This window comes from Lentzea sp. NPDC055074, from assembly GCF_053608005.1.
The window spans coordinates 71,827-98,329 of the sequence record NZ_JBSGUQ010000025.1 but is presented as its reverse complement, the minus strand read 5'-3'; the positions used below and the strand labels follow the sequence as shown (position 1 = coordinate 98,329).

Below are 26,503 nucleotides of genomic sequence, written 5' to 3'. Positions count from 1 at the left end.
TCATGCGGAGCGTCCGTTGAGCACGACCGACGGGGTGCACGAGCCCTTCGGTTGCGGGTTCTGGCAGCTCACCCGGAACACGATCTTCTCGCCCGGCTGGAACCGCAGCGGTTCCTGGAAGTGCTCGTCGCGGTCCCGGAAGTTCCCGAGCCCGATGACCCGGATCGTGCTGCGGGTCCCGGCCGCGTCCCGGACGAGCTGGGCGGTGCCCGTGTCGCCCTTGGCGTTCTCGAAGAAGATGTCCTTGATGAGGAAGGTCTTCTTGTCGTCCGGCGGGGTGAAGGTGACCTCGGTGAACGAGCCGGTGTTCGCGACGATCGGCGCGGTGACGTCGATCCGGAACGTCACCGGTTCCCCGCTCTCGGCGGGTTTGGGCAACGTCGGCGTCGCGCCGGTGTCGCCCGGTTTGATGCCCAGCGCGTCGAGCGCCTGACCGGCGTTCGCCGCGGCCTGCTTCGACTCGTCCTTGGCCGCCCCGGCGGCGCTCGCCGCCTGGTCCGCCCTGTCCTTGATCTCCTTGCTCTCCTGCTGCATCGCCTCGCGCGCCGCGGTCTTCACGGCGGGCGCCAGCACCGTGAACCACAGCGCCGCCAACGCCCCCGCGATCAGCAGGAGCGCGATCAGCAACGGCAGCAACCACTTCGGCAGCAGCTGCCGCTGGACCATCGTGCCCTGCGCGATCAGCGGATCGCCCTGCTCCGGTGTGATCTCGACCTGGAACGGGTGCCGCTTCGGCTCCCCGCGCAGGAACCGCCGGCGCGGCTTCGCCCGCAGCCGCACGAACGCCGTCGTGCCGGGCGGCAGCGCGACCTCGGCGCGGTCCAGCCGGAAGTCCAGCTCGTCCTCGGGGTCGACGGCCCGCAGCCGCAGCATCGCGGGCGAGTTGCCGACGTTGTCGACGGCGACCTCGAACTTGGCCTTCCGCGCGCCCTCGGCCTTGGCGGGCACCAGCTCCGCGGCCACGTCGGTGAACGCGCCGACCGCGACGACGCCCTCCTCGACGACGGAGCCGTTCGGGTCCTCGCGGGAGATGACCCGGACGCCGAACGGGACCGTGCCCGCGTGGACGCCCGTCTGGCGGGGCGGCGCGAACCGGATGAGGACCGGCGCGGACTCGCCGGGGTTCAGGTTCACCACGGCCGGCTCGGCGTGGCTCCAGGACGCGGCCTCGCCGACGACGTCGATCGTGAACTGGTCCACCAGCTCACCCGCGTTGCGCACCATCACCTGGCACGTGACGTCGCCACCCGGCGCGACCGACAAGTCCGAGGTGGACAGTGTCGCTGTTGCTCCCATGTCGTGAAGTCTCCTTCGTGTGCCCTCCGCTGACAGCGGCGTTCCAGGCGTGGCCGGGTGCGCTCTTCACTGCCCCTTGGGGAAGTGGGCCTAGCCTCGTTCGATGAAGTCGGAGGGTTGGCTCGTGTTCGGCAGCACCAGGAAGTCGCCCGACCGCACCTCGCCGAACCGGGTGCCCTCGACCGTCGCCACCAGTGCCTGTCGCGGTCCCTCGGTGTCGTTGTGGAAGACCAGCATCTGCGCGGTGAACGTGCCGTCCGCGGTCGTCAGCTCGCCCGGTGTCTCGGAGATGCCCGGTGACCAGCCGAGCCTGATCCTGGCGCCCGGCGGGAAGTCCTTGCCCTGCGCGGAGACCACGCCGCCCAGTGGTCCGGCCTGCTGGTCGAGGGTGATCACCGGCTGCCGGACGACGATCTGGGTGGAGGCCACGTTGTCGGACGCGATCTCGTCCGGGCCGGTGGCGACGACGACGCCGACCAGTTCGCGGTCGACGGCCTGGGTGGCCGGGATCGTCAGCTCCACCTCGGTCCGGCCGTCCGGGCCGAGCGTGCCGACGAGGCACTCCGGCTCGCAGCCGAACGCCGACGCGACCACCCGCACGTCCGTGAGCGTCGATCCGGAGCTGTTGAGCACGGTGAAGGTGACGGTGACGTCGTCGCCGCCGACGAACGCCGGTTGCGGGCTCGCCGTCACCACCAGCGAGAGCGATCCGGTGCGTTCCAGGACTTTCACGGTGACGCGGGAGGTGATGGTGCCGACCGCGGCGGTCACCTCGTGCTCCCCCGCCGTCGTGCCGGTGGCGTCGCCGCTCACGACCCTGCGCTGCCCTGGAGCGATGGAGCCCAGGTTCGCCCCGGCCGGTCCGCCCCGCAGGCCCGGCGGCATCGTGACGGTCAGCGTGGCGGGCGCGGGGGCGAAGCCGGTGTTCGCGACGGTCACCTCGATCGTCGTCATGCCGTTGAACGGGATCTCGGCCGGGGTGGCAGTCGTGGTCACGGTGAGCCGCGGCAGCCGTTGCACGGTGGGCTGGCTCGCGTTCCGGGTGAGCAGCCGCGGGGTGCCGCCCTGCACGGGCACGGTCCACAGGTCCGCCGGCTCTTCGACGTCGGCGGACGCGAAGACGAGCCGCGTGCCGTCCGGGAGCCAGGCCGCGTCGCGCGGGCGGGCGATGGTGCCGCCGTCCTCCACGACGACGCGGGCGCCGGTGCCGTCCGCCTTCACCGTGCAGATCCGCTCGTCCTGGGTGAACGCGAGGCTCTGGCCGTCAGGGGACCACGCCGGATGTTCGTCGGAGTAGCCGTCGCACTCCTCACCGAAGCGCGCGGACAGGTCGAACTGGCTGGTCCCGTCCGGGGTGACGAGCCAGATCCGCGAGCCCTCCGGGTCGTCCCCGGTGATGGTGACGATCGCGGTGTCGGTGCCGGTGTTGCCCAGGGCGTCGGTCGCGGTGCAGGTCACCGTCGTGACGCCGATCGGGAACCTCGTGCCGGACGGGGGCGTGCACACCGGGGTGAGGGCGCGGTTCTGCGAGTCGGTCGCGGTCGCCTGGTAGGTGATCGGCGTGCCGGTGCCGTCCTGGGCGCGCGCGGTGACGTCGTCGATGCGCACCAACGGTCTCGCCAGGTCGGCGACCTGGACCTCGACGGTGTGGACGTAGCCGGGCCTCGCCTCCTGGTCGTTGTTGAGGCGGAACTCGACGGTGCAGCGCAGGGTGCTGCCGGGAGTGGCGTCCGGCGCGAGGGTGAACCTCTCGGTGAACCTGACGTCCTGCCCGCTCGGTGCGGTCACCGGGCCCGGCGGGGTGAGCGCGACGCCGAGGCCGTCGTCGCACCGGGAGACCGGGCTGATCCTGACGTCGAGGTCCTTGATGCCGTCGAGGATCGCGGTGCTGATCTCCCCCGGTCTGTTCTCGTCGAAGGTCTGCAGCGAGCCGTCGGTGGCCTCCACGAACCGGGTCGCCTGCCCGAACTCGTCCAGCCCGCCGCTGTCGATGCCGACGAACCGGATGTTCTCGCGCCGCAGGGCGGTGATCGCGTTGTCGACGGTGTCGTCCCGGTTCGGCGGCATCAGGCGCTCGGCGGTGCCCTCGTCGCCGATCACGACGACGACCCTGCTCGAGTCGGGCCGGAAGGTGAACGCGCCGGTGGCCGTGCGGATCAGTGCGTGGGCCCAGACCTCGGTGGAACCCTGGTCCCGGATCACGTTCACCTCGCCGATCCCGGCGACGGGGTCCTCGTCGAATCCGGAGTGGACGGTGAACGTCCTGCCCTCGTTCTCCGGTCCGGCGAAGCTCGCGATGCCGAACCGGGACTCGGGTTGCAAGGCCGAGATGTCGCCCATGATGTCGATGAGGGTCTTCTTGACGCTGGCGATCTCCCCGTCCATCGAGCCGCTGATGTCGATCATCAGCACGACGTCCGGCTTCGGCGGGACGCGCGGGGTGCGCACGACCTGCTCGACGTCGAACGTGCCGCCGCGGCGGGCGGGGCGGTCGGTGGCGGGCACGGTGATCTGCGGCGGTGGCTGCCGGATCGTGCTCGACCGGCGGGTGATCGCGAGGGTCCGGCCGTCCGGGGACCAGTCCGGCTGGGTGTCGTCCGCGCGGAGGTGTTCGGGGATCGGGATCTCGCCGGTCTTGGCGCCGTCGGCGACCCGGTGGATCTGGATCCTCGGGGCCTCCCCGTCGCCGAGGGGGATCCAGGCGACGAGCGCGATGCTCGTGCCGTCCGGGGACCAGGCCGGTTGTGACTGCCTTCGAGGTTCGGCGTTGAGGCGACTGGGGTTCGTGCCGTCGGCGTTGGCGATCATGACGTGGTCGTCGTCGACGTAGGCGAGCCTGGTGCCGTCCGGCGAGAAAGCCGGGTCGTACTGCTCGCGGGCGGTGCCGGTCAGGTTGGTGCGCGCGTTCCCGGTGCTGTCCACCTTGAAGACGTGGTCGTCGTTGCTCGTGAAGCCGATGTCGAAGGGTTCGGTGGCCGGCTGGGCCGACAGCACCGGTACCGGCACCACGAGCAACGCCACGAGCAGCAACGGGAGTGCGCGCACGGTCATTTCACCTGCTTCTCGAACAGCTCGATCTCGCTGATCACCGTGTCGGTGCTCTCGGTCGACGGGTAGACGCCCGCGACGAGCACCTGGACCTGCTGGACGCCGTCGCCGTTCGCGATGGCGTGCTCCTGCTCGTCGGGTGCGTCGGTGAGGGTGATGTCGTCGGTCTTGCCCGTGTCGAACACCAGCGTGAGGCGTTGCGGCCGTTGGGAACCCAGGTACTTCTTGGGGTCGCCGCTGTAGACGATCATCCGGCGCAGGTCGGTCCTGCGATCGAACCGGATGGTCAGCGCCGGGGTCTTCGGGTCGGTCTGGGCGGCCCAGAAGGTGCCCTTGTCCGTGTCCATGGCGAGCGCCGCCGGGTGGTCGGGGCGTTCCTGCGAGGCGCTGATCGAGCTCTGCCGGACCGGCACCCACTTCTCGACGAAGATGCCCGCCACGGCGTCCTTGGCCGCGACCGCCTGGGTGTTCACGCTGCTGCGGAACGGCTGGGAGAAGCCGTAGAGGGCGGCGAACAGCAGCACCGCGACCACCAGCGTCCAGCGCACCGCCGTGCCGACGCCCTGGCGGACCTTGGTGGTCGTCCTGACCCGGCGCGGCCTGCTGCCGCTCTCCAGAACCTTCGGGCCCTTGCGCCACCGCTTCCACCACGGTTGCCGCTCGACCGTCGCGTCGAGGAGGGTGTGGCCGCAGACGGCGCAGAACCGCCGGGTGGCCACGTTGCCCGAGCCGCACTGGCCGCAGATCAGGTCGCCGGGCTGCGGCTGCCGTCTGAGCGTCTGCTGTGGACGGTGGTGTGGCTGTTGTTGCTGCGGCTCGTCCGGGCGGACCGGGCCCGCCTGGGCCTGGGCCCCGGTCCACTTCAGGAAGTCCCCGCAGTTGCCGCAGAACTCGGTGCTGGGCGCGTTGTGCTCGCCGCAGGTCTGGCAGACGATCATGTGGTCACCTCGATGGTCGTGGCGACGTGGGCGGGCACCATCCGGCGCACCGCCGCGGTGATGCGCGCCCGGTCCACCGCGTCCGGGTGCTCCACCCGGACGCGGATCAGCACGTGCGCGGGCGAACGGCCGGGCAGGGGGCCGTCCGGGGTCGCCGAGGTCGCGGTGCCGCCGCTGTCCGCGATGTCGACGCGGCCGCCGGTGAGCAGCCAGACGTGTTCCGCGAGGCCTCTCCTGGTGCCGCGGAACCGGTGCAGCCTCACGGCGCGGGCCACGAGCTCACGGCGTTGGGCGGAGGACCAGTTCTCGTCCAGGTCGAGCGCGACCCAGCCCGCGAGCCAGTCCACGAAGTCCTCGGGGGCGAGCCGCGGGTCGAGGTAGGCGCTGAGGCAGTCGAGGACGGTGAAGACCGGCGCCAGGACCTCGTCGAGTGCCTGGGTGAAGCGCTGGGTGAAGTCGTCGTCGGTGTAGACGGCGGGCATGCGTTCGCCCAGGGGGTGCGGGGAGACGAGGTCGTCCACGGCGGCTCTCATGCCCTCGCCACCCTGACCTGGTGTCCGTAGGAGAAGGCGAGGCCGTTCGGCGGCAGGTCGACCCGTTGCACCGACTGGCTCCGCTCGCCGGTGGCCAGGTTCGCCGCGTACAGCTTGACGTCCTCGACCAGCTCGACGCCTTGTACGCGTTGCAGCACCGCGTAGATCTCGCCGGAGTGCACCGGCCTGCCGAACGGCCAGCCCGTGCCGTCCGCCCCGCCGCGGATCGGGTCGAGGTGGTCGCCGAGCGCGTCCATCGCCCGTGCCCGGACGGCCTCGGTGGGGGTGCCGGGGCGTGCCTTGAGGTCCGCGACCACCGTGACGCCCTGGTAGAACGGCGGTTCGACGCTCACCCGCGCGCCGACGCACCGGCGTGCGTCGAGGTGGCGGGCGATCCGGCCGAGGGTCTCCTGGTCGACCTGGAAGGCCGCGAAGTTCGGTTCCTCGTGCTGGGGCACCGCCGGGACGACCAGCACGCGCACGCCGTCGTCGCCCGGCGCGCACCGCACCCGTGCGACCTCCGGAGCGGCCTCCCTGGCGAGGATCTCGTAGTCCTCGGCCGTCACCGCCCGGTCGCGCGTCCGCAGCGACAGCGGGCCTCTCAGGGCCGCGTCCTCGACCGACTCCCCCGCGACGCCACCACGGCCGGGCCTGCGGTTCGTGACGGTGCTGACGAACGGCACCGGGTCCCGTTGCACGGTCACGAGGTTGCGCGCGACGTTGCCCCGCACACCGCCGCCGGTCCGGTACTCGGGGACGCGGATGGCCGCCGACTTCGCCGGGACGGCGCCGTAGTGGCGCAGCGTGCCGTCCTGCCGGCGCACCGCCGGGCCGAAGATGATCTGGCCCTCGGTGTTGTCCAGCAGGAAGTGCCGGTCCTGCGGGCCCGACTCGACGAACTCGCGGACCTCGGTCCAGGTGTCCCAGCCGTCCGTGGTGGCGACCTCGACGGTGATCGGCTCACCCGCGACGACGGGGGTCCTGGCGAGCGGGAACCGTTGGCCCGCCACGCCTTCCGAGACACCGATGGTCTCTGACCTGACCACGTCGGCGTGCACGGCCTCGGTGGTGCCACCGATCGTCGACGCGGTGACGTCGCGGAGCTTCGGCGGGCGCTGGTAGAACGGCTGTCCGGGCCACAGCTCGGTGGCGCGGCAGCGCAGCCAGCCCGCGCGCTGCCTCGTCAGGATCGACGTGGTGTGGCCGGCCGGAACGTGCACGACCACGTCGCCCGCGGAGTTGAAGCCGCCGTTGGTGAAGTGGTCGACCTCGCAGGCGGCCCAGCCCTCGTCGGTCCAGGCCTCCCACGCCCACGGCGGGTCGGCCGGGTTGATGCCGGAGCCCATCGGGTCGCAGTCGAACCTCAGCAGCACCGCGCAGCCGGGGACCGCGTCGGACAGGCCGAACAGCACGGCGTCGTCCTTCTGCGGCTGCTCGCTGAACGCCGCCGGCTCCTTGGCGGCCCTGAGGTCGTCGGTGCGGTCGATCGGCTGGCCGTTCGCCGTGGCCGTGGCGAGGTGTGCGAGCGTGCAGGGCACGATGGTGAGGGGGCGGTCGACCGTGAAGACCACCGGGTCCTCGACGCCCTTGCGCTGCGTCGCGACCTGGTTGCCCCGCGGGACCTCCACAGGGGCTTGTTGTGCGGCCGAGAGCCAGTAGGTGACGTCGACGCGGGCGGCGGTCGGGGCGAACAGCTCGACCCCGATCAGGTCGAGGAACTTCAGGTAGTGGAGCTTCGGCACGCGGTTGAGCCGGTACATCAGCTCGTCGACCATGTGCGCGAAGGTCTCGATCAGCGTGACGCCGGGGTCGGAGACGTTGTGGTCCGTCCACTCCGGACAGTGCTGCTGGACGCGGCGCTTGGCCTCGTCCACGAGCTGCTGGAAGCGCCGGTCGTCCAGGTTCGGCATGGGAAGCGGCATCACGCACCGTCCTCGTGCGGCGGTATGACGTAGAACGGGAAGACGAGGTTGCGCGGGTCGTTGGTGGTGCTCAGGGTGTAGCGGATGTCGATCAGCAAGGTGCCGCTGCCGGCCTCGGCGAAGTCCACGACCACGTCCGTCAGCTCGATGCGCGGTTCCCACCGCTCGAGCGACTGCCGCACCTCGTAGGCGATCTGCCCGGCCGTGGTGGAGTCGGCGGGCGCGAACACCAGGTCGTGGATCGCGCAGCCGAACTCGGGCCGCATCGGGCGTTCACCGGGCGCGGTCGCGAGGATCAGCCGGATGCTCTCGACGATCTCGCGGTCGCCGCCGACGAGCGCCACCGAGCCCGTCGCGTCGGTGCGGACGGGGAAGCTGAGGCCCCTGCCGATGAACTCCATCACCCTCCTATCAGGACGGTCGGACAGCCGGGCGGCAGGATCGGCGCGCCGCAGCCGCTCGTGTCACCGACGCGGGCCGCGGGCTTGCCGCCGATCAGCACGGTCGGGCAGCCCGGTGGCACGATCGGTGTCGGCGGGTGCACCGCGGGCGGCGGGAACGAGCAGGTGTGCAGGTCCCCGACCGTCGCGGCCGGCTTGCCGCCGATGAGCACGGTCGGCACACCGGGTCCGGTGACGACGCCGGGATGGGCTGTCATGTCGGCGATTCTGGCTGCGGGTGGCATGGTTCCTCAGTTGATCCTCACGATGGCGCCCTTGACGGTCAGCGGCCCGCTTGCCGTGACCTCCGTCTGAGCCTGGCCGGCGATCTTGACCTGGGCGCCCTCCGCCTTGAGCTCGGTCTGCGCCGTGATGGACACCTTCTGCCCCTTGAGCTCCAGCGGTCCGGTGCCGGCGTCGACGGTGATGCCGTTCTGCGCCTTGACGGACACGGTCTTGCCACTGGTGATCTCGATGGTCTGGGCCTTCTGGTCGATCTTCACGTGGAACTTCCCGTCACCGCTGGAGATCACGATGCCGTCGTCCTCGACCAGCTCGACCCGGTGGCCCTTGCGGCTCACGAAGCCCCGGACCGCGATCTCGCCGCTCGAGCCGTCGACGGGCGGCCTGCTCAGCTTCGGCGGCTGGTCCTTGCCGTTGTGCAGGCCGCCGAGCACGTACGGCGCGTCGAACTCGCCGTGCTCGAAGCCGACCAGCACCTCGTCGCCGACCTCGGGCAGGACCACCGTGCCGCGGCCCGGGCCGGCGCCCTGCTGCACGGTCCGGGCCCAGACGCTGGTGAAGTCGTTGGCGAGCCAGGGGAACTTGACCTGCACGCGGCCGAGCTGCTTGGGGTCCTTGGCGTTCGTGACGATGGCGGGGACGAGTCCGTTGAGCGGCTTGTCCTTCGTGCTGTGGACGAGTCCGTAGAGCGAGCGCTCCTGCCGTCCGGAGACGGTGAACTCCGTGGTGTAGCCGGTGTGCTCGGCGAACAGGTGCCTGGTGCTGGTGAGGGTGTACCTGCCCTGGAAGGGTTCGCCGACGTTGGTGAGCGCGACCGCCGTGCCGGCCTTGAGCTCCGGATTGCCCCTGGCCACGCCGGTGAGCTCGGCGCAGGACCCGCCGAGCTGGGCCGCGAGCGCCGCCGCGGCCGCCTTGGCCTCGGCGTGCGTGCGGTACTGGCCCGTCTCCAGGTACGGCTGCGCTCGGAACTTGTCCGCGAGCTCCTTCGGGTTCGCCTGCGGGACCTCGACTCCCGCTGTGTTCGGGACGGCGGTGGCGACGACCTCCTGCTTGTTCACGAAGTCCCAGCCCCTCACCTGGACCTCGGGGACCTGGCCCGCTGTCGTGATGCCGGCCCGGAGCGCCACGAGCGTGCTGTGCATCTCGAGGACGAGCGGGTTCGTCCTGGCCTTGGCGTTGGTCTTCGGCGCCTTGGCCGGAGGTTCGGGCAGTGTGAAGTCGAGCCTGCCGTCCTTGACGGCGATCTGCGCGCCGACAGTGCGCGCGAGGCGGCTGAGGAACTCCCAGTCGCTGACGTTGTCCTGGCTGAGCTGCGTGTCCGGCCGTCCGCCGAAGCCCGGCACGTCGTCGATCGCGCCCGCCTTGATGTTCGCGCGTTCGGCGACCTTCTTCACGACGTCCGCGACCGTCATGTTCGGGTAGACCGCGACCCTGCGGCCGCGGAACAGCCTGTGCGCCTCGTCGTACCCCCTGACCTCGGTGAACGTCCCCTGTGCGTCGAGCTCCAGGCCGACCGCCGTGATCTCGCCGCTCATCAGCGGTTTCGGCCCGCCCGGGTCGGCGGTCTGGACCTTGAGCGCGGCCTTCGCCCCGATCTTCAGCCCGGCCTTGGCGAGCACGACGTGGCCGGGGTCGCGGAAGCGCAGCACGAACATGTCCGGCAGGTTGCGGCTGTCGTCCACGTAGGCGTAGGTGAGCAGCAGCTTGACGTCCGCGGGCAACGGCCGCCCCTCGACCTCGACGACGAGGTTGTTGGCGAAGCTCTCGTTAGCCATGCTGGACCTCCTCCAACGCGGGCACGAGCACCGTCGCGCCGGGGGTGAGGCGCATCGGGTCGTCGATGTCGTTGGCCTCGGCGATGTACCGCCACAGTTCCGGGTTGCCGTAAGCCTTGTACGCCAGGCTTTGCAGGCTGTCCCCGGCCGTGAGCGTGTGCGCGTTCCTGGCCGCGAGCGCACCGCTGGTGGGGTTCTGACCGCCGGGTTCGCCGCTGACCTCCTCCAGGTTGACCGTGCACAGCGCCCTGACCGGCATGCCGCCGGGCGTGAAGAGCGTGTACTTGGCGCTGACGCTCGCGACGTAACTCGGGAAGCCCGTCGTCGTGCCCCACTTGAAGATGACCCACGGCGGGCTGCCCTTGCCGTCGGTTCTGCTGTCCTTCGTGGGCACTGTGAGGGTGAAGAGCTGCTCGACCTTCTTGACGGTCGCGTCGCCCATGGTGTCGGTGGAGTCGAGGAAGATCTCCAGGCTCAGCTTGGCCGGCTCGGCCCCCTTGAACTCGGGCACGCCCGCCTTGGCCGCGTTGGGCTGAGTCTGCCGCTGCCACTTGGCGTTCTTGGCGAGCGTCAGCTCCTTGGGGTTGAACTGGAACTTGATCTCGTCGATCTGCGCCCCCGGCTTCTGCAACCCGCCGGGCTTGGGCGGCTCGTGCACCGTCAACGACGCGTGCTCCATCTTCTTGGACGTGGTCGCGTTTCCCGCGCTCGTGAAGGTGACGGTCATCGCGCGTCCAAGAACCCGTGGTGCGCCAGCTCGAGCGTCTCGGTGGCGACCTTCGTCTGCTCGGCGCTCAACTGCGGCCCGGTCCACCGCACGGGCACGACCTCGGCCAACGACCAGCTCGCGATCACCCTGCCTTCCAACGTCTTGGCCTCGATGACGGCCGTCCGCCGCTTGATGCCCGCCGCCATGCCCGCGATCCAGTTGGTGATCTTCTGGCTGTCCCGGGTGACCGGCCGCGTGAGCTTCACGTTGGGGTACTTGATGCGCGTGGGCAGCTGCCACACCATCCCGTTGTTGCCGCCCTCCTCCCGCTGCTCGATGACGAACTCACACCCGAGCCCCTCACAACTGTTGAAGGCGCCCAGGTCGTCCTTGTCCACCGACACGCTGAAACAGACGGCGACGGCTTCCTCCGGTGCACTCATCACACGTCCTCACATGTCGGTGAGCGCCCCACGACGCTCACGGTCGAGCCACAGGTCGGCCTTGAGCCGCCGCAGCAACGGGTCGTACAACTTGCGCAACAACTCCTCGGCCCCCGGCCCCTGCGCCGGCACCTCGACCCGCTGCACCTCCTGAGGCCCGACCTCGGCCACCCGCTGAACCACGGTCTCCACGACCGGCGCCTTCGTTTCGGCCACTTCCTCAGCGGCACGGGCCACCACCACCGGCAAGCTCGGGCCCTTCTGCTCGGGGACCGGTTCCGGCGCGGGTTCCGCGAACCGCTGCACGGCCCAGCTGCCGGTGAGCGGCCGCTGCGCTGCCTGCAGCACGGCGGGTTCCGGCTTGTCGGGACTCTGCGCGAGCCGCACCACGGGGAGGGCCGCAGCTTCGACAGCGCGCTGTGCGGCGACGCCGAGCGACGGCACCTCCGCCGGCCCACCGGGTGCGGCCGATGTCGCGGGTTCGCCGGGCAGTCGCTGCACCACAACGCCGAGCGACGCCGCCACCGTCGAGTCCGCGTCCCTCTGCACCTCGAGGCCGGGAAACGGTGCCTCCGGCACACCGACCGTCGATGCCGGTGTGGGGATCGGCTCACCAAGCCCCAGCCTGCGAGACCGGGTCGGCAGGGGCACGGCTCCGGAGCGCTGTACGACCGCGTCGGGCCGGCTCGCGGACGGCCCGACGTCGGCTCGGGGTTCGGGGGAAGGCGGACCGGCGTGGTCTGAGGGGACGAGCTGGAGGTCGTGGTCCGTCTGGAGGTCGTGGTCCGTCTGGAGGTCGTGGTCCGTCCGGAGGTCGTGGTCCGTCTGGCGGGGGTGATCTGTCGCGGCACGCTGGATGCCGGGCTCTGACGAGGTGAGCGGTCTGCTTGCGCCGCTTGTCGTCGTGGGCGGTGTGCCCGAGCTACCTGGCGACACGAACGGCGGAGTGCTTTGTTCTGTCGAAGCGCGCTGCAGAGCACCGCTGTCCTGCGGAGTGTGCCGCGGGAGGCCGAGACCCGCTGGGACGGGTGGCGCGCCTTGCTCGGTCGAAGCACGCCGCACTGGTGAGCTCCGCGTCGCGGAGGCGCGTTGCACGACGCCCGGCTGCACCGAGGTGAGCGGCAGGACTTCGGGCCTGGTCGAGCCGGGTGGCGGGTTCCCGTGCTCCGGAGAGACGGACGGGGCGTCCGGTTGCGACGAGGTGCGCTGCAGGCTGCTGGGCAGGGCTGGGCCGCGGTGTTCGGTTGAGGAGCGCTGCGGGGTGCCGTGTTCTGATGGAGTCGCGTGCTCCAGCCGCGTGCTGTGCCCCAGTGGGGTCGTGTCGCCGGTTGCCGGGTGCTGCCGGGTGGCGGGCTCCGGCGGGAGGGCGGCCCGTTGCACGGTGGCGGGTTCGGCCGTCGCGCGCTGCGGGGTGGCGAGTGCCGGTGGCGCGTCGCGCTCGTTCACAGCCCGTTGCAGGATGCCGAGTGCCGGTGCGGCGGCAGGTTCGATCGCGGTGCGCTGCGAGGTGCCGTGCTCCGGTAGGACTTCGCGCTCCACTGCGGCCCGCTGCGAGGTGCCGTGCTCCGGTGCGGCGGCAGATTCCGCCGAGGCACGCTGCACGGTGGCGCGTTCCGGCGCGGCGGCAGATTCCGCCGAGGCACGCTGCACGGTGGCGCGTTCCGGCGCGGCGGGAGATTCCGTCGAGGCGCGCTGTGAGGTTTCGTGCTCCGGTGGCGCGTCGGACTCGGCCGAGACCCGTTGCACGGCAGCGTGTTCCGGCACGGCGGCAGGTTCAGCCGAGGCGCGCTGCAGGGTGCCGGATTTCGGCGGGTCGTCGCGCTCGGCCGCAGTCCGTTGGAACGCGGCGCGGTCCGGCACGGTGGGTTCGGTCGCGGCCCTTTGCACGGGGGTGCCTTCCACCACGACAGGCTCGGCCACGGCACGCTGCGGGGTGCCGTGCTCCGGCGTGGCATCACGCTCAGCCGCGGCCCGTTGCACAGTGGCACGTTCCGGCACAGTGGCACGTTCCGGCACAGTGGCGCGTTCCGGCACAGCGGCGCGTTCCGGCGCGCCGGAGGGCTCAGCCACGGCCCGTTGGATGGTGGCGCGTCCCGGCGCAACAACGTTCTCCGGCGCGCCGGCGGGCACAGCCGCGGCCCGTTGCACCGTGGCACGTCCCGGCGCAGCAGCGTGTTCCGGCGCGCCGCCGGGTTCGGCCGCAGCCCGCTGCAGAGCACCGCGTCCTGCCGAACCAGCGCCGTCCGTCGCCACGGTCGGCGGTGAGAGGTCGGCCGGGCGTGACACCGGAGCAGGCTGGTCCGGAGAAGGCTTGGCCACGTCGGCGATCGACCCCGACGGCTCCGACGCCCCCACCGCGTGGGCCAGCGGCGCCAGGAACGACGGGTTCTGCCACGAGGTCAGGCTCGCGGAGTACGCCTGGACCGGGTTGATCAGCGGGTGCGGTGCCACCAGGCGTTGCAGCGGCGGGAGGGTTCGCCAGTCCGACCTGACGACCGGGAGCGAAGCGGCTGCTCGCCGTCGAAAGGGCCACACGACCGATCACCTCCCCATAGCTCTCGAAACCCCACTAGCCCGCCGAGATGCGGGCGTTGATGCGGCCGATCTCCTCCACGTACCGCAGCCGCTCCGCGTGCTCCAGGTCCAAGATGGAGTCGAGCGACCAGTGGAAGTGGTAGGCGACGTACGCGACCTCCGAGTACAGCCGGTCCGCCGCGTACGTCACGATTCCCCCAGGCGCCCCCCGGCGATGTCGACCTCGAAGCCGTGGCCGCACGACGGGCACGAGACTCCGGAACGCGTGTGGCCCTCGCTGTTGATGCGCCGGTACATGTCCTGCAGGAAGGCGAGGTCGGCGGCGAACAGGTTCTCGATCACGCCGGCGTGCACGTCGGTCACCGAGCCCAGCCGGACGACCACCCGGCCCAGCAGGACGACGGTCAGGTACGCGGCGTTCTCGCGGACCCTGTCGTCCCGCAACGGGATCAGCTCGTCGCGTGCGGTGGCGAGGCGCATCACGCCCGCACGGTGCAACACGCCCGCGTCGTCCACGTAGCCGCGCGGGAGTTCGAAGGCGAACTCCGTCTGCATCTCCACGACCGGGGACCGTCTCACTCGACTTCCATCTCCTCGTAGGTGACCGTGAGCTTCTCGGTCAGCACGGAGGTGTCGCCGGCCTTCAACGTGCCGATCTCCAGCGCCTTCGGCCAGGCGCGCATGATCTTGTAGCGCTTGATGGCCTGGCCCTCGTAGTCGTAGACGACGACCACGCCGTTCTTGCGGGCGGCGCCCATCTTGCCGAAACGGGAGTCCTTCACCCACTTCTCGAACGAGTTGTCGGAGGTGAGGCCTCGGGTGAAGACGACCTCGCCCGCCTTCATACGGCCCGGCAGCTTCTTCACGACGTACTTGCCGTCGGCCATGTTCTGCTTGAGCTCGATGACGTCCTGTTCCATCTTCAGGCCCGTCACCTCGGAGATCTGCTTGATCGTGATGCCGTCGACCTCCAGGCCGAACGAGTGGCCTACCGACGTGTCGAGATCGGGGAGTGCCATGTCGTGAACCGCCTTTACTCGTTGACCAGACTGGTGCCGCCCTGCATCTGGGCGAGCCTGAAGATGACGAACTCCGCGGGCTTCACGGGTGCGATGCCGATCTCGCAGACGACCTGGCCGAGGTCGATGCCCTCGGCGGGGTTGGTCTCGCGGTCGCACTTCACGTAGAACGCCTCGTCGGGCGTCAGGCCGAACAGGGCGCCCTTGCGCCACTCCATCACCAGGAACGCGGCGATGGTGCGGCGGATGCGTGCCCACAGGGCATCGTCGTTCGGCTCGAAGACGACCCACTGCGTTCCGTCCAGAATGGACTCTTCCAGGTAGTTGAAGAGCCGCCGGACGTTCAGGTAGCGCCACGCCGGGTCCGAGGACAGGGTCCTGGCGCCCCACACGCGGATGCCTCGGCCGGTGAACGAGCGGATGCAGTTCACACCGATCGGGTTCAGCAGTTCCTGCTCCGCCTTGGTGAGCTGCGTCTGCAGCGCCACGGCGCCGCGCACGGTCTCGTTCGCCGGGGCCTTGTGCACGCCGCGGGTGGCGTCGGTGCGCGCCCACACGCCGGCCATGTGGCCCGACGGCGGCACGAAGACGTTGTCCGAAGTGGACGGGTCGTAGACCTTGATCCACGGGTAGTACAGGGTGGCGTACTTCGAGTCGTAGCCCGCCTCGACCTGCTTCCAGTTCTTCACCTCGTCCGGCGACAGCGACGGCGGCGGGTCGAGGATCGCCATGCGGTCGCCCATGAGCTCGCAGTGCGCGATCACAGCCGCCTGCACGGTCTTCACGGCCTCCAGCGTGATCAGTCCGCGCTGGTAGGAGCTCATCAGGTCGGGCACCGCGACCATCGTGATCTCGTCGACGGCCTCCAGGCCGCCGAAGCCGGTGCGGTCGGAGACGTCACCCACGTAGTCGTCCGCGACGACCTTGCGCGGCACGGGCGACGCGGCGGGCTCGGAACGCAGCGCCACGGAGGCCTTGTCCGGACGGGCGACGGCGGCGCCGGTCACCTCCTCGACCGTGATCAGCTTCGACGCCGTGTTCACGACGGTGACGACGTTCTCCTTACCGCGCTTCGACGAGACCTGGTGCGTCTCGACGACCTTGCCGTTGTCCTTGACCAGCAACGCGAAGCGGTCGTCCGGCGTGTTCTCCCCCGCGGCCTCGCCGACCTCGACGGACAGGGACCCGGCACCGAGCTCGCGGGCCTTCACCTTGTAGCTGCCCAGAACCGCGGACGGCCCGGCCTCCACCGCGGCGGAACGGGAGCCGCCGACGCGCACGACGTAGCAGTTGGTGCCACCGTTGAGGAAGTAGCCGTAGACGGCCAGCGGCAGGTAGCAGCCCTCGGCGAAGTCGCCGAACTTCTCGGTGTACTGCGACCAGTTCGAGACGAGCGTCGGGGTGTTGAAGTCGCCCTTGGCCGCGAAGCCGACGAACGCGGCGACGGCGGTGCCCACGCCCTCGATCGGACGGGCACCTGCCTCCACCTCCTCGACGTACACGCCCGGCGAGAGATAGGTGGGCATCAACGGCCTCCCAAGTCGTACGGAACCCTGTACGACCCATGCTGGAACGGCGCCGAAGATCCCGACACGACCCCGTGACGGTGCTGGAGGGAGCGCGCCGCTGCCCAAACGGGCAGTCACCCCCTGGTGGGGTTTTCCCACCGTTCACCGAACTGCCGCCGAACGATCATTGGTGACCGAACCATCGCACCCCTACTCTTCGCGACGGCCCATGTCCGCCCACCACCACAAGGACAGGCATGTCACGTCGCAGGGCTCCTCTGGCCGTGCTCTCCACCGTCATCGTCACGGCGGCCACACTCACCGCCTCCACCGCAGCTCAGGCTGCCATCACCACCTTCACACCCACCGCCGACACCTACGTCGACAACGGGTCCACCGGCACGAACCACGGCACCGCGAGCCAGCTCGGCATCGACAACTCGCCGGTCAAGCGGACGTTCCTCAAGTTCACCGTCTCCGGCGTCACCGGCGGCGTCAGCAACGCCAAGCTGCGCCTGCACACCGACGACGTCTCGGGCGCGGAGAGCCCGAACGGCGGCACGTTCAGGGCGATGTCGAACGCCAGCTGGTCCGAGACCGCCGTGACCTGGGCGAACCAGCCCGCGATCGACGGCGCCACGCTCGGCTCCCTCGGCTCGGTCGTGCGCAACGCCTGGTACGAGGTCGACGTCACCAGCCTCGTCACGGGCAACGGCACGTACAGCATCGGCATCACGTCGAGCAGCACGGACGGCGCCGACTACGACTCGCGCGAGTCGGGCTCGACGGCACCGCAGCTCGTCGTCACCGACGGCACGACGCCGCCTCCCGGCGACCCGGTGTGGGTCGGCGCGGGCGACATCGCCGACTCGGGTTCCGGCGACACGGCCACGGCCGCGCTGCTGGACGGCATCCAGGGCACCGTCTGGACCACGGGCGACAACGTCTACCCGGACGGCACCGCGAGCCAGTTCACCACCTACTACGAGCCCACGTGGGGCCGGCACAAGGCGCGCACCAGGCCCTCCCCCGGCAACCACGACTACAACACCAGCGGCGCCACGGGCTACTACAACTACTTCGGCGCGCAGGCCGGGCCGTCCGGCCGCGGCTACTACTCCTACGACATCGGCAACTGGCACATCGTGTCGCTGAACTCCAACATCAGCATGTCGGCGGGCAGCGCGCAGGAGCAGTGGCTGCGGCAGGACCTGGCGGCGAGCACGAAGCCGTGCACCGCGGCGTACTGGCACCACCCGCTGTTCACCAGCGGCGCCAACCACTCGCCGTCGACGGCCACCAGGCCGTTGTTCCAGGCCCTGTACGACTACAACGCGGACGTGGTCGTCTTCGGCCACAACCACCAGTACGAGCGGTTCGCCCCGCAGAACCCCACCGGCGGCCTCGACACGGCGCGCGGCATCCGGTCGTTCGTCGCGGGCATGGGCGGCGCGGGCGCGTACGGCTTCGGCACGATCAGGCCGAACAGCGAGGCCCGCAACACCGGCACCCAGGGCGTGCTGAAGCTGACGTTGCACGACAACAGCTTCGACTGGCAGTTCGTCCCCGTGGCGGGCAAGACCTACACCGACAGCGGCACCACCAACTGTCACTGACGGACCGCTGGAGGTCGATGATGTACCTGTCCACGATCGACAAACCCAGGACGGCGAACTGGAAGGGGCTGAGCGGCAACGTCTTCGCGCTCGGCACGGTCAGCCTCATCACCGACGTCTCGTCGGAGATGGTGGCCGCGGTCCTGCCGCTGTACCTGGTCATCGGCCTCCAGCTCAGCCCGGCCGCGTACGGGCTGATCGACGGCGTCTACACCGGCGCCACCACCCTGCTCAGACTCGCGGGCGGCTACCTCGCCGACCGCACCACCAGGCGCAAAGCCGTCGCGGGCTTCGGATACGGCCTCTCCGCCGTGGCCAAGCTGGGGCTCCTGGCGGCGGGCAACTCGCTGACCGCGCTCGGCGTCGTGATCACGGCGGACCGCGCGGGCAAGGGTCTCAGGACAGCACCCCGCGACGCGCTGATCACCCTCTCCACCCCCAGCGGTGACCTCGGCCGGGCGTTCGGTGTGCACCGGGCGATGGACGGCATCGGCGCGTTCGCCGGGCCGCTCGTCGCGATGGCCGTGCTCGCCGCCTCCGCCCAGTCGTTCGACGCCGTGTTCGTCACCAGCTTCTGCGTCGCCGCGTTCGGCGTGCTGGTGCTCGTGCTCTACGTCAAGGACCGCCCGGAACCCGTGGAGCGCAGGGAACCTCTGAAACTCGCGCTCCTCAAGGACCCGGCGGTCCGCAGGATCGTGCTGGCCGCGGCACTGCTCGGCCTGGTGACCATCGGCGACGGGTTCGTGTACCTGTTGCTGCAGAAGCGCGAGGGGCTGGCGTTCGGCTGGTTCCCGCTGCTCGCCGTGGGCACGAGCCTCGTCTACCTGCTGCTCGCCGCACCACTGGGCGCGCTCGCGGACAGGATCGGCCGGCTGAAGGTCATGCTGGCCGGCTACGGCGCCCTCACCGTCGTCTACCTGCTGCTGCACGGCCCGATCGGCGGCTGGCCGCTGCTCGTGCTGGTCGTGCTGCTGTACGGCGTCTTCTACGCCTGCACGGACGGCGTGCTGATGGCGCTCGCGGGCCCGGTCCTGCCCGAACGCCTGCGCACCACCGGCATCGCGCTGATCCAAAGTGGACAGGCGCTCGCCTACCTCGGTTCCTCCGTGCTGTTCGGCCTCGCCTGGCAGTTCTGGAGCCCCGAGGCCGCCACCAGGGTCGCCGCCGTCGCGGTCGTCCTGGCCCTGGTCACCACCGCCGCACTGCTGGGACGCCGGAAATGAACCAACGCCTGCTGATCACCCTGACCGCCGCCGTCCTGCTCGGAGGGGTCGCCGTCGGCTACACCGCGCTGTCCGGCGCCTCTCCGGACGCCGCGAAGTCCGTGCCGGCCACCGGCGGGCCGCGGCTGATGGTCCTGAGCAACGGCAAGCTCTCCACGGTGTCGCGCGCCGACGGTGCACGAGAGGTCACCGCACAGAGCTGCGACCGCGTGTACGAGGCCGCGGGCACGATCTCCTGCCTGCGTCCGGTCGGCGCGCTGAAAGCCAGCGAACTGGCCGTGCTGAACAGCGACCTGAAGGAGCTCGAGACCGTCCCGCTGACCGGTTTCCCGAACCGCACGCGGGTCTCGGCCAGCGGCCGGATGGTGGCGTGGACGCTGTTCGTCGACGGGCACTCCTACGCCGCCAACGGGTTCTCCACCAGCACCGGCATCCTCGACACGAAGACCGGCGCCCGAGTCATGTCGCTGGAGGAGTTCGCGGTCGAGGGCATGCCGCAACGGCCCGTCGACACGAACTACTGGGGCGTCACGTTCACCGCCGACGACAACCGCTTCTACGCCACCATGTCCACCGGCGGCCACCGCTACCTGCTCGAGGGCGACTTCGCCCGGCGCACGGTCCGGCCGCTTACCGACCTCGACAACGTCGAATGCCCGTCGCTGTCCCCGGACGGCACCCGCATCGCCTACAAGAAGGCGGTCGGCGGCGACCCGCAGAAGGGCTGGCGCGTGTCCGTGCTCGACCTGAAGTCCCGTGAGATCACCGAGCTCGCCGAGACCCGCAGCGTCGACGACCAGCCGGCCTGGGTCGACGACAGGACGGTCGCGTACGGCATCCAGCGCGACGACGGCCTGAACGACGTGTGGGCGGTCCCGGCGGACGGCACCGGCACCCCGGCGGTCCTGGTGCCGGAGGCCAGCTCACCGGCTCCGATCAGCTAGCGGACTCGGCCTCTTCCTCCTCCTCGGCGCGCTGGACGAAGGTCTGCGCGGTCTCCTCCTCCGGGGCCTCCTCGCGCTGGACGGCGGCCTCGGCGGGGGAACCGTGGTCCTCGCAGCGCTGCACCTGGGGAGGCGCCGACATCACGCGGTCGGCGTTCGCCACGGCCTCGCGCTCGAACCGGTCCGACGGGCTGCTGACCTTCACCCCGGCGCCGTTGTCCGTGCCGTCGACCGGCCCGGACCGCTGCTGCACCACGTGCGTCAGCTCGTGCGCCAGCATGTGCTTGCCCGAGTCCGACGACGGGTCGTACTTGTCGCGCTGGAACACGATGTTCGACCCGACCGTGTAAGCGTGCGCGTTCACCGACTTCGCGGAGTCGTGCGCCTCGGACCCGGTGTGCACCCGGACGTCGGAGAAGTCCTGCCCGAACCGGCCCTCCATGTCCTCGCGCACCCCGGCGTCGAGCGGCGACCCGCCGGACGACACGACATCGCTGACCCCGGCGTTGCCCACGGCCCGTTGCAGACCGAGCATGCCCGAGGGCCCGAGCACGTCCGGGCGCCCGGCGACGGCCGCACGGCCCATCAGGTCGGTCTCCTCCTGCGGCGCCCGGTCGCCCTTGGGGCGCAAGGACGTCTCGTGCTCATGTTCGTGCCCGCGCATCACAGCCCTCTCTTTCCACGGCGAGTTCGAGGTAGCGGCCGAACTCGCGTTCGCCCACCAGGCGGCCGAGCTTGCGGTACTCGCGCGCCACCGCGCCGATCAGCTCGGCCATGCCGACGACGTGGCCCGCCGCGGCGGCGAGGTAGGCCGCGGTCACCGCCGCCGACCGGATGTGCCCGCCCGCCAGCTCGAACGCCTCCGCGAGGAACTCCAGGTCCACGTCGGACGAGCGCGGCACCGAACAGCCCAGGCAGCGGTCCCACAGACCGCGCCGCAGATCGGCGTCCGGCAACGGGAAGTCGACGATCACGTCGAGCCGGCGGGTGAACGCGTCGTCGAGGTTCGCCCGCAGGTTCGTGGCCAGCACCGCGATCCCGTCGAACGACTCCATGCGCTGCAACAGGTACGCGCTCTCGATGTTCGCGTACCGGTCGTGCGCGTCGCGGACCTCCGAGCGCTTGCCGAAGATCGCGTCGGCCTCGTCGAACAGCAGCACGCCGTTGACGCCGGCCGCCTCCACGAAGATCCGCTCCAGGTTCTTTTCGGTCTCGCCGACGTACTTGTCGACGACCGTCGCCAGGTTGACGGTGTAGAGGTCGAGGCCGAGCGAGGCCGCGATCACCTCGGCCGACATCGTCTTGCCCGTCCCGGAGTCGCCCGCGAACAACGCCGTCACGCCCCGGCCACGCCCGCCGCCGGGCCGCATCCGCCACTCGTCGATCACGCGGTCGCGGTGCCGTGCCCTGGCCGCCAGCTCGTGCAGCAGAGCGGTGATCGGCGCGGGCAGCACCAGGTCGGGCCACGCCACCGCCGGTTCGATCCGGCGGGCGAGGCGCTGCAGGCCACCCGCGTTCTGGCTGCGCGCACCGGCCCGCAGGTGCGTCACGTCGACCAGCCCGTCGTCGGCCAGCGCCGAGACGGAGGCCGCGCTCGCCGCCCTGCTGATCTGCGTCGGCCCCAGCACGAAGTGCGCGGTGACCTCCGCCGGGTCGATGCCGGACGCGAGCTTGCCGTCGAGTTCGCTGCGCCACAACGCGACCCGCACGTCGAACGGCACCTGCACCGCGTCGTGCTGCAACGGTGGCGTACGGGTCCAGCGCGGCTCCCAGGCACCGGACCCGTACACGACAACGGGAATCTCTTCGTGCAGCAACGGATCCAGCGCGAAGCCGGAGTCCACCGGTCCGACGACGATGCCCGCGCCCCGGAGCAACGCCTCCCGCGTCACCGCGAGCGCGTCCGTCAGCCGTGCCGCGTCCACCAGCAACGCCGGGAAACCCGCCTGCGCCAACGCCGCCACGGCCAGTTCCGCCGCCCCGCCACCGGGATGTTCACGCAGGTAGACGAGCCGCACACCGCGTTCGACACCGCGTGCCAGCCGGTCGTCGCCGGGCATCCGCACCGGATCCCCCGGCAGCGTCACGAAGTCGGCGAGCAACGGGTCCGGGCGGTCGTCCCCGAGCAGGTGCGCGCCGACCCGGTCCGGCACCCGCAACGACCGGCTGAGCAACGGCCGCTCGGGATCCTCCACGGTGACGAGGCCGCAGCGCACCAGCGGACTGCCGTGGTCGAGCCTCGACCGGCCCTGCGGCGAGGCCTCCGCGAGCCCGCACAACCGCAGCGCCAGCCCCACCGTCGCCCGGCGCCGCGTCACGTCGTCGTTGAGGTAGCCGTAGAACTGCTCGAAGCGGCTGTCGACGTCGGGCGCCAGCGCCACCAGCAGCAGCTCGACGTCCACTTCGGACAGTCGTGCCTTCGCGGCGAGCCGGCCGAGCCTGCCGTCCGCCCGCGTACCGGAGAACGGCGCGAAGGGTTCGCGGCCGCTGTCCAGCAACGCGTCGATGACCTCGTCGGACAGGTAGAGCCCGCGGAACGGGTCGTCCGGGTTCGGGTCGGCGGCGCGGCGCGTGGCCACCGCCACCCGGATCCGCCGCTCCAGCCCCGCCACTCGCTCGAAGATCATGGCGCCACCTTGCGCATCGCCACCCCGTCCGTGGAGACGTCGTGCCGCACCCGGTCCGACCCGGTGTGCAGCTCCACGCCCTCCCGCGCGGGAGGCCCGGCGGCGAACCTGCGCCCGGACGACACCGGGGCCGACACCACGACGTCGAGCGACGGCTTCAGCTCGCCCCCGAGCGCGCTCCACACGTCCGCGAACGCGCGATCCTCGGGCGGCGGCAGGGCGACCGTCATCGGCACGGGCAGCGCGAGCTCCTCCAGCGTCCCGCTGAGCAGCCGCGGCGGCACGGCGTCGTACCCGATGAACCCCATGAGCAGGTCCGACAACAGCCGGTGCTCGTCCTCGGGCCGCTGCGTCCACGCCGTGACGAGGTACGAGAGCTTCATGTGCCGCGGCGGCAGATGGCGTGCCGCGACCTGGCCCTGCGCGTCGTACTCGTTGAGCAGGCCGCGCTGGCGGCGGCGCAGGTCCTCGCGGATGTCGTAGAGGTAGATGTTGACGGTGGGCGCGTTGCGCCGCGCCGCCCAGTCCTTGGTCGGCGCGTCGAACGCGACGTCCAGGTCGGAACCGCGCAGCGCCTCGTCCCGCACCAGGCGGCGCAAAGCCTCGTCAACCTCGTGGATCACACCGCCCACGATGGCGAGCCCGCGCGGGAAGCACGACCAGCGCAACGGCGTCCCATCGGACACGATCGCCTGCCCCAACGGGCAGCGGGAGGATCAGGCAAGAGCGGGACAGCATCGATCTCCCTTCACCCCTGTTCAGGCTGATCTGATGACTTCATCGCCAGAACGACGAAGGAGAAACAGATGAGCGTCCAGCACGGTTTCCACGCCACCCTGACCGCCCGGCCGGGCAAGGGCGACGAGGTCGTCGAGTTCCTGCTCGACGCGCCGTCGCTCTCGAACGACGACTGCGTGGTCTTCCTGGTCGGCCGTTCCACGACCGATCCGGACGTCCTCTACGTGACCGAGGGCTGGACGACGGCCGAGGCGCACAGCGCGTTCTTCGCCACCGAGGCGGCGCAGGCGCTCGTCGCGAAGCTGCAGACGCTGCTCGCCGGCGAGTCGACGTACGTCGGCCTGCTGCCCGTCGGCGGCAAGGCGGCGTTCTGATGGCACGCCCGGCCCTCGACCCCGAACTGAGCGCACTGCTGGCCGACATGCCGTTGTCGACCGAGCTCACACCCGAGATGCTCCAGCAGATCCGCCAGATGCCGTCGCCGCCGTTCGAGACCGACGCCGAACGCCACGACGTGACCGTCGGCGAGATCACCCTGACCGTGTTCCGCCCCAGGGGACTCGACGGGCCGGCGCCGTGCGTCTACTGGATCCACGGCGGCGGCATGGTGATGGGCGACCGCTTCTCGCAGATCGACATCCCGCTGCAGTGGCTGGCGGAGCTCGGCGTCGTCGTGGTCACCGTGGAGCACCGCCGCGCACCCGAGGCGACCGGGACGACGCTCGTCGAGGACTGCTACGACGGTCTGTTGTGGACGGTCGCGAACATCGACACCGACAGCGTGGTCGTGGCGGGCATCAGCGCCGGCGGAGGACTGGCCGCCGGGGTCGCGTTGCTGGCCCGCGACCGCGGGGGCCCGGCGATCGCCGCCCAGGTGCTGATCTGCCCGATGCTCGACCACCGCAACGACTCCACGTCCAGCAGGCAGCACTCCGGCGTGCCCGGCGTGTGGACGCGCGAGATGAACGAGTTCGGCTGGCGTTCGGTGCTCGGTGACGCGACGGAGGTTTCGCCTTACGTGTCGCCGGCTCTGGCCGAGGACCTGTCCGGGCTGCCCGCGACCTACGTCGACACCGGGACGGCGGAGGTGTTCCGGGACGAGGACGCCGCCTATGCCTCGCGCGTCTGGGCGGCGGGCGGGGACGCCGAACTGCACACGTGGGCAGGCGGGTTCCACGGCTTCGACGCGATCTTCCCGGACGCGGCGCTCTCCGTGCGGGCGCGGCGCACCCGCACGGAGTGGCTCGCGCGGAGACTAGGCCGGTAGGGGCCTCATGCGGTCCGGCATGTGCGCGCGCAACGTGTCGTGCAACGCCGACACCTCGTCGGCGGCCAGGAGAACGGATCCCGTCTCGCACGCCAGCACGGCCTCACCGGTGCGCTGGTCGGGCACGTACCGCAGTTCCACGTCCGGCACGGTGCACGCCTCCGCCTGACGAATCGCCGCCAGCAACTCCGACACCCGTTCGTACCCCAGCCGCGCGCTCCAGCACGACGCGGCCGGGGGGCGAACGAACAACCGAAGGCCTCCAGTGGATCGGCGAACCTCGACGCACGACATCACCGTGAACGACCTCCTACACCAGACTCACCAAGGAGACTAGTCAGAGATGTCCGGTTTCAGCGTCGAGCGTCACCCGTTCGGTTCATTGGTAGCAGGGCTTCTCGAACTTGAAGTCCTTCGCCGTCGAACCGGTGAAGAAGTCCTCCACCAGCGTCACTCCGGTCGGAGAGGCGTCGTCGGGCTTGTAGAGGGTGGACTGGCGGAAAAGCCCTTCCTGGGGCGAAGCGGAGAAATTACCGGCACCCGAAGGAAGCATGCCCTCGTAGTCGACGGACGTGAGCTGACGCACAGCGGCGAGCACACCTTCGCGCGTCAGGTCCTTGTTGGAGGCCGCCTTCTCCAGCGCCGCCTTCAACGGGTACGCCCACACCCAACCGGCGGTGTAGCCGTCGTTCGGCGTCACACCGGGCAGCGCGGCACGCATCGCGGTGTGGCCGACGGACTCGGTGCTCCACGACTTCCACGGCGCCGACTGCATGTACAGCGCCTTGATCGCGGGCGCGGCGGGCGACTTCAGCAGGCCCGGGTTCCACGTCGGCGAGGTGCCGATGAACTTGCCCTTGAAGCCACGGGCCGCGGCCTGTCCGATGATCACGGCCGCGTCGGTCGGGCCGGTCGTCAGCACGACCAGGTCCGGCTTCTTCGACACCACGGCGTCGATCGCTCCGCCCTGGTTGTCCTGACCCGCCGTCGTGGTCACGTTCTCGAACGTCAGCCCGCGCTTCTCGGCCGCGATCTTCGCCCCGGCCGCCGCGTCGTCGCCGTAGTCACCGGCGTTGTGCACGGCCATCACGGACTTCACGCCCATCTTCTCGACGGCGTAGTCGACGGTGTTCATCGACTCGACGCAGTAGTTCGCGCCGGACTCCAGCACGCCGTCCTCGACGCCCCACAGGGAGGTCCACGACGCCGGCACGGCCACCATCTTCGTGTTCTTCATGTCCGGCAGGATCGCCGCGGTCGTCGGCGAGCCCAGGGTCTGGGTCAGGGCGAGGACGCTGCCCTTGATCTCCTGGTAGACCTGGTTGTGGATCTGCGGGTTGTACTTGTTGTCCTTGACGTACTTGGTGACGTCGACCTCGTAGCCGCCGATGCCGCCCTTGTCGTTGACGCGCTTCCAGAACGCCTTCTGCGAGTCCGTGATCGGCACGGCCAGCGTCTTGAACGGGCCCTCGGTGAGGTCCGAGATGGTGCCCAGGTAGATGCAGCCCTTGGCCTTGTCGACGGCGTTGGGGCACGCCTCCTTCGTCACGCCGACGTCGACCTTGATGCCGCCCGCACCCTCCTGCGGTGCGGCGTCACCGCCTCCGCGACACGCGGCGAGCGCCAGTGCCGCCACGAACACGATCGCCAATCTCTTTCCAGACATGGTGATCTCTCTC

At 70.7% G+C, this 26,503-nt stretch carries 25 protein-coding genes; 5 read left to right on the top strand and 20 right to left on the bottom strand.

Annotated elements, in window-relative coordinates:
- The 15 genes from ACWF7A_RS39120 to ACWF7A_RS39050 form a co-directional block, all read right to left on the bottom strand.
- Positions 1-1,296 carry a COG1470 family protein gene (locus ACWF7A_RS39120; protein WP_452255542.1) on the bottom strand — a complete coding sequence of 432 codons (1,296 nt, stop codon included), beginning with the start codon at positions 1,294-1,296 and terminating at the stop codon, positions 1-3.
- Between the two features lie 90 nt (positions 1,297-1,386).
- Positions 1,387-4,347: a VWA domain-containing protein gene (locus ACWF7A_RS39115; protein ID WP_452255541.1), complete on the bottom strand. Its 2,961-nt coding sequence runs from the start codon at positions 4,345-4,347 to the stop codon at positions 1,387-1,389.
- Complete coding sequence (locus ACWF7A_RS39110; protein ID WP_452255540.1) at positions 4,344-5,282, bottom strand: NADase-type glycan-binding domain-containing protein; 939 nt, start codon at positions 5,280-5,282, stop codon at positions 4,344-4,346. Before ACWF7A_RS39110 ends, ACWF7A_RS39115 begins: the two co-directional genes overlap by 4 nt.
- Positions 5,279-5,815 carry a phage tail protein gene (locus ACWF7A_RS39105; protein ID WP_452255539.1) on the bottom strand — a complete coding sequence of 179 codons (537 nt, stop codon included), beginning with the start codon at positions 5,813-5,815 and terminating at the stop codon, positions 5,279-5,281. The genes ACWF7A_RS39110 and ACWF7A_RS39105 overlap by 4 nt, the downstream gene beginning before the upstream one ends.
- A complete protein-coding gene (locus ACWF7A_RS39100) occupies positions 5,812-7,737 on the bottom strand; it encodes a putative baseplate assembly protein (RefSeq protein WP_452255567.1) in 1,926 nt (641 codons plus the stop codon). Before ACWF7A_RS39100 ends, ACWF7A_RS39105 begins: the two co-directional genes overlap by 4 nt.
- Complete coding sequence (locus tag ACWF7A_RS39095) at positions 7,737-8,138, bottom strand: GPW/gp25 family protein (RefSeq protein ID WP_452255538.1); 402 nt, start codon at positions 8,136-8,138, stop codon at positions 7,737-7,739. The genes ACWF7A_RS39100 and ACWF7A_RS39095 overlap by 1 nt, the downstream gene beginning before the upstream one ends.
- On the bottom strand, positions 8,138-8,422 hold the full coding sequence (locus ACWF7A_RS39090; RefSeq protein WP_452255537.1) for a PAAR domain-containing protein: 285 nt from the start codon (positions 8,420-8,422) through the stop codon (positions 8,138-8,140). Before ACWF7A_RS39090 ends, ACWF7A_RS39095 begins: the two co-directional genes overlap by 1 nt.
- A 6-nt stretch (positions 8,423-8,428) precedes the next feature.
- Positions 8,429-10,195 carry a VgrG-related protein gene (locus ACWF7A_RS39085; protein ID WP_452255536.1) on the bottom strand — a complete coding sequence of 589 codons (1,767 nt, stop codon included), beginning with the start codon at positions 10,193-10,195 and terminating at the stop codon, positions 8,429-8,431.
- Positions 10,188-10,922: a CIS tube protein gene (locus ACWF7A_RS39080; RefSeq protein ID WP_452255535.1), complete on the bottom strand. Its 735-nt coding sequence runs from the start codon at positions 10,920-10,922 to the stop codon at positions 10,188-10,190. Before ACWF7A_RS39080 ends, ACWF7A_RS39085 begins: the two co-directional genes overlap by 8 nt.
- A complete protein-coding gene (locus ACWF7A_RS39075; protein ID WP_452255534.1) occupies positions 10,919-11,347 on the bottom strand; it encodes a phage tail protein in 429 nt (142 codons plus the stop codon). Before ACWF7A_RS39075 ends, ACWF7A_RS39080 begins: the two co-directional genes overlap by 4 nt.
- A 9-nt stretch (positions 11,348-11,356) precedes the next feature.
- Positions 11,357-13,882 carry a hypothetical protein gene (locus ACWF7A_RS39070; protein WP_452255533.1) on the bottom strand — a complete coding sequence of 842 codons (2,526 nt, stop codon included), beginning with the start codon at positions 13,880-13,882 and terminating at the stop codon, positions 11,357-11,359.
- A gap of 34 nt (positions 13,883-13,916) precedes the next feature.
- Positions 13,917-14,072 carry a DUF6760 family protein gene (locus ACWF7A_RS39065; protein ID WP_452255532.1) on the bottom strand — a complete coding sequence of 52 codons (156 nt, stop codon included), beginning with the start codon at positions 14,070-14,072 and terminating at the stop codon, positions 13,917-13,919.
- Positions 14,069-14,437 (bottom strand): hypothetical protein, encoded by a 369-nt coding sequence (locus ACWF7A_RS39060; protein ID WP_452255566.1) that lies wholly within the window; start codon positions 14,435-14,437, stop codon positions 14,069-14,071. The genes ACWF7A_RS39065 and ACWF7A_RS39060 overlap by 4 nt, the downstream gene beginning before the upstream one ends.
- 20 nt (positions 14,438-14,457) lie before the next feature.
- The gene (locus ACWF7A_RS39055) at positions 14,458-14,901 is read right to left on the bottom strand and encodes a phage tail protein (RefSeq protein ID WP_452255531.1); all 444 of its coding nucleotides are present in this window, start codon (positions 14,899-14,901) and stop codon (positions 14,458-14,460) included.
- Positions 14,902-14,915: 14 nt separating this feature from the next.
- Positions 14,916-16,427 (bottom strand): phage tail sheath family protein, encoded by a 1,512-nt coding sequence (locus tag ACWF7A_RS39050; RefSeq protein ID WP_452255530.1) that lies wholly within the window; start codon positions 16,425-16,427, stop codon positions 14,916-14,918.
- Positions 16,428-16,666: 239 nt separating this feature from the next.
- Between ACWF7A_RS39050 and ACWF7A_RS39045 the strand changes: the two genes are divergently transcribed.
- From ACWF7A_RS39045 to ACWF7A_RS39035, 3 genes are read left to right on the top strand one after another with little or no spacing between them, the layout of a single operon-like run.
- On the top strand, positions 16,667-18,025 hold the full coding sequence (locus ACWF7A_RS39045) for a CBM96 family carbohydrate-binding protein (RefSeq protein WP_452255529.1): 1,359 nt from the start codon (positions 16,667-16,669) through the stop codon (positions 18,023-18,025).
- A 20-nt stretch (positions 18,026-18,045) separates the two neighbouring features.
- Entirely contained in the window at positions 18,046-19,248 is a 1,203-nt protein-coding gene (locus ACWF7A_RS39040) for an MFS transporter (protein ID WP_452255565.1), read from the top strand.
- Positions 19,245-20,192: a TolB family protein gene (locus ACWF7A_RS39035; protein WP_452255528.1), complete on the top strand. Its 948-nt coding sequence runs from the start codon at positions 19,245-19,247 to the stop codon at positions 20,190-20,192. The genes ACWF7A_RS39040 and ACWF7A_RS39035 overlap by 4 nt, the downstream gene beginning before the upstream one ends.
- Here ACWF7A_RS39035 and ACWF7A_RS39030 read toward each other — a convergent pair.
- From ACWF7A_RS39030 to ACWF7A_RS39020, 3 genes are read right to left on the bottom strand one after another with little or no spacing between them, the layout of a single operon-like run.
- Complete coding sequence (locus ACWF7A_RS39030) at positions 20,185-20,856, bottom strand: eCIS core domain-containing protein (RefSeq protein ID WP_452255527.1); 672 nt, start codon at positions 20,854-20,856, stop codon at positions 20,185-20,187. The genes ACWF7A_RS39035 and ACWF7A_RS39030 overlap by 8 nt on opposite strands.
- Positions 20,837-22,819: an ATP-binding protein gene (locus ACWF7A_RS39025; RefSeq protein ID WP_452255526.1), complete on the bottom strand. Its 1,983-nt coding sequence runs from the start codon at positions 22,817-22,819 to the stop codon at positions 20,837-20,839. The genes ACWF7A_RS39030 and ACWF7A_RS39025 overlap by 20 nt, the downstream gene beginning before the upstream one ends.
- Positions 22,816-23,442 carry a DUF4255 domain-containing protein gene (locus ACWF7A_RS39020; RefSeq protein WP_452255564.1) on the bottom strand — a complete coding sequence of 209 codons (627 nt, stop codon included), beginning with the start codon at positions 23,440-23,442 and terminating at the stop codon, positions 22,816-22,818. The genes ACWF7A_RS39025 and ACWF7A_RS39020 overlap by 4 nt, the downstream gene beginning before the upstream one ends.
- 183 nt (positions 23,443-23,625) lie before the next feature.
- Here ACWF7A_RS39020 and ACWF7A_RS39015 point away from each other — a divergent pair, with 183 nt between their 5' ends.
- Together ACWF7A_RS39015 and ACWF7A_RS39010 are read left to right on the top strand one after the other, a co-directional pair.
- Positions 23,626-23,931: a putative quinol monooxygenase gene (locus ACWF7A_RS39015; protein ID WP_452255525.1), complete on the top strand. Its 306-nt coding sequence runs from the start codon at positions 23,626-23,628 to the stop codon at positions 23,929-23,931.
- Positions 23,931-24,824 carry an alpha/beta hydrolase gene (locus ACWF7A_RS39010; protein ID WP_452255524.1) on the top strand — a complete coding sequence of 298 codons (894 nt, stop codon included), beginning with the start codon at positions 23,931-23,933 and terminating at the stop codon, positions 24,822-24,824. The genes ACWF7A_RS39015 and ACWF7A_RS39010 overlap by 1 nt, the downstream gene beginning before the upstream one ends.
- Here the strand turns inward: ACWF7A_RS39010 and ACWF7A_RS39005 are convergent.
- Complete coding sequence (locus tag ACWF7A_RS39005) at positions 24,813-25,076, bottom strand: hypothetical protein (protein WP_452255523.1); 264 nt, start codon at positions 25,074-25,076, stop codon at positions 24,813-24,815. The two genes, ACWF7A_RS39010 and ACWF7A_RS39005, sit on opposite strands and share 12 nt — an antisense overlap.
- Positions 25,077-25,203: 127 nt before the next feature.
- Positions 25,204-26,490, bottom strand: a complete 1,287-nt coding sequence (locus tag ACWF7A_RS39000; RefSeq protein WP_452255522.1) for an ABC transporter substrate-binding protein — start codon at positions 26,488-26,490, stop codon at positions 25,204-25,206.
- Between the last annotated feature and the right edge of the window lie 13 nt (positions 26,491-26,503).